The organism is Frankia sp. AiPs1 (genome assembly GCF_023716945.1).
GTDB lineage: Bacteria > Actinomycetota > Actinomycetes > Frankiales > Frankiaceae > Frankia.
In genome coordinates this window covers 1-2,571 of the sequence record NZ_JAMQQF010000713.1, presented here as the reverse complement: position 1 = coordinate 2,571, position 2,571 = coordinate 1, and the positions used below count along the sequence as shown (strand labels likewise).

General features: G+C 76.2%; 3 protein-coding genes. 2 read left to right on the top strand and 1 reads right to left on the bottom strand.

Annotated features, from left to right (window positions below):
- Positions 1-582, top strand: a 582-nt coding sequence (locus tag ND748_RS29805; RefSeq protein WP_251749533.1) for a DUF2599 domain-containing protein, incomplete at its 5' end; no start/stop codon positions are given.
- A gap of 140 nt (positions 583-722) precedes the next feature.
- Positions 723-1,634, top strand: a complete 912-nt coding sequence (locus ND748_RS29800) for a sigma-70 family RNA polymerase sigma factor (RefSeq protein WP_251749531.1) — start codon at positions 723-725, stop codon at positions 1,632-1,634.
- Between the two features lie 93 nt (positions 1,635-1,727).
- Here ND748_RS29800 and ND748_RS29790 read toward each other — a convergent pair.
- Positions 1,728-2,571, bottom strand: an 844-nt coding sequence (locus ND748_RS29790) for an alpha/beta hydrolase family protein (protein ID WP_374216072.1), incomplete at its 5' end; no start/stop codon positions are given.

Sequence of the window (2,571 nt, the reverse complement as noted above, 5' to 3'; positions counted from 1 at the left end):
GGGCGGGGCCCGAACCCTGCCGGTGACCGACGCCCCGGTTTCGACCGGAGCAGCGGCGGGAATCCCGCCGGTTCGCGGGGGGGGGGCGGCCCGGCCCCCGCGCGGCCCGCCGCCGCGGCCCCCGTGGCGGCAACTCCGTACTGCGGGGCCAGCCGCTACGTCGAGGAGATCGTCGTCGAGCAGTGGACCGACGGCCGGCTACGGATCTCGGTACGGCCCACCTCCGCCGCCCGCCACGCCGACCGCCAGGAGGCCACCGACGCGATCTGGACGGCCATCGGCGGCTGCGTGACCACGCTGTCCACCCTCGGCCGCGACGTCACCGACAGCCTGCACGCCCAACTGACCTGTCACCAGGACCTGGCCCTGATCCCCGCGCTGGGCGGCGGCCGGGGTTACGCCACCGGCGACACCTACGACCTGGAGAGCTGGCGGCCGATGATGCGACCGAACTCGGTGTCGACGTGGATCTCCACCCGCTGCGGCAACACCCTCGGCACCGACCCCACCGGCCCGCCCGCCCGCGTCTACCGTCCCGACGGCGTCCCACCCCGGCACACGGTCGCCGGCGAGCACGCCTGACCCGCCCGCCCGCCGGTCCGGCGGGCTCTACCGGGCTACCGGGCTGCGGCGACGCGACGAGCCGCCGTTGCCGCGCGCTGTCACGCCGGCGCCGGGTGATCCGTCAGGGTTGCGACACCCCGCGACGACGGAAGGCAATCATGGACGAGCAGGAACGAGACGGCGCCCAGGAGCTGCTCGCGGCCCGGTTCCAGGCGCACCGCGGCCAGCTGCGGGCGGTCGCCTACCGCATGCTCGGCTCACTGACCGAGGCCGACGACGCGGTGCAGGAGGCGTGGCTGCGCCTGAGTCGCACCGACAGCGACGCCGTGACCAACCTCGGCGGCTGGCTGACGACGGTCGTCGGGCGGGTGTGCCTGGACATGCTGCGTTCGCGCACCGCGCGCCGCGAGGCTCCCCTCGACGACCTCGTGCGCCTGCCCGACCCGGTCGTCAGTCACGCCGACGGCGTCGACCCCGCCCAGCAGGCGTTGATCGCCGACGCGGTCGGGCTGGCCCTGCTCGTCGTCCTGGAGACCCTCGGCCCGGCCGAACGACTCGCGTTCGTGCTGCACGACATGTTCGCCGTCCCCTTCGACGACATCGCCCCGATCGTCGGACGTTCCCCGGCGGCCACCCGCCAGCTCGCCAGCCGGGCCCGACGCCGGGTGCAGGGCGCTCCCACCACGTCCGAGGTGGACCTGGCCCGCCAGCGCACCGTCGTCGACGCCTTCCTCGCCGCCGCCCGCGGTGGGGACTTCGACGCGCTCGTCGCCGTGCTCGACCCCGACGTCGTGCTGCGCGCCGACCGGGGCGCCGCCGGGATGGGGGCCGCCGGCTCCGGGCTAACCCGTGGCGCACGCGCCGTCGCCGCCCGGGCGATGACGTTCCGCCGCTTCGGCCGCGCCGCCCGCCCTGCGCTGGTCAACGGCACTCCGGGGCTGGTGACGATGAGCGGCGGGCGGCCGTTCGCCGTCATGGGCTTCACGATCAGCGGCGGTCACATCACCGAGATCAACATTCTCGCCGACCCCGACCGCCTGCGCACCCTGGACCTCCACCTGCTCACCTGACCACCCCGGCGACGTCGCGATCGCCGTCGGTGTCGACAGCGCCCGTGCCTTCACCCGGGCCTTTCGTCAGCACACCGGCGACACCCCGACCGCCTACCGCCGGCGAGTGGCAACGGCGGCGGGCGACGCAGGGTCCCGGCCGACGATCCGCACCTGCGGGTAGGCCCGGCTCGGCCCGTCGAGCAGTGCCTGCGCCCGCCCGCACAGCCAGCGTTCGACGAACGCCCCGACGTAGGCCCGGGTGATCGCCAGCGCCTGCCGTCCGGCCAGCGCCTGCGCCGCCGCCGGTGCGGCGGCCGGCAGCGGGATCTGGTCGGCGAGGACGGGATCGTCGGTGAAGCTGAAGTGGTCGGCGCCGTCGACGTCGAGCCACAGCCGTGGCGGGCCCAGGTGCGCCCATGCCTGCGCCCAGGTCGGATCGTCGTCGGCCACCGGGGGGTCGCCGGCGCCGGGATGGTCCGCCGTCGCGCCGAACAGCAGCAACGCCCGCCCGTCGAGACCGCCGGCGCCGATCGGTTCGCCGAGGGTGCCGTCCATGTCGACCCCGGCGCGCACGCGGCGGTCGTGCAGCATCACCGACACCGCCGCCGACCCGCCCAGCGAGTGGCCGACCGCGGCGAGGCGGGTCGGGTCGATGAGCGCCGCGCCGCGCCACGCCGGGTGTGCTCCGAGGAGGCTGTCCAGGACGAAGATCAGGTCGGCGGCGCGCCCGCGGCTGGCGGCCTGGAAGTCGGCGTCGGTGCGCAGCCGGTCGCAGGCCACGCAGGTCAGGATCCGCCCGCCGGGGAACGCCGTGCCGACCGACTCGTAGGCGTGGTCGACGGTCGCGGCGATCAGGCCGCGGCTGGCGAGGTCCTCGGCGAGCCCGGTCAGCGAGCGGCGGCCCACGCCCAGGCCCGGGGAGAGCAGCACCAGCGCCCGGCGCCCGGGCAGCGGG

What these genes read in the sequence shown, in the direction of transcription:
- ND748_RS29800 (WP_251749531.1), top strand. Translation starts at nt 723, where the DNA reads ATGGACGAGCAGGAACGAGACGGCGCCCAGGAGCTGCTCGCGGCCCGG.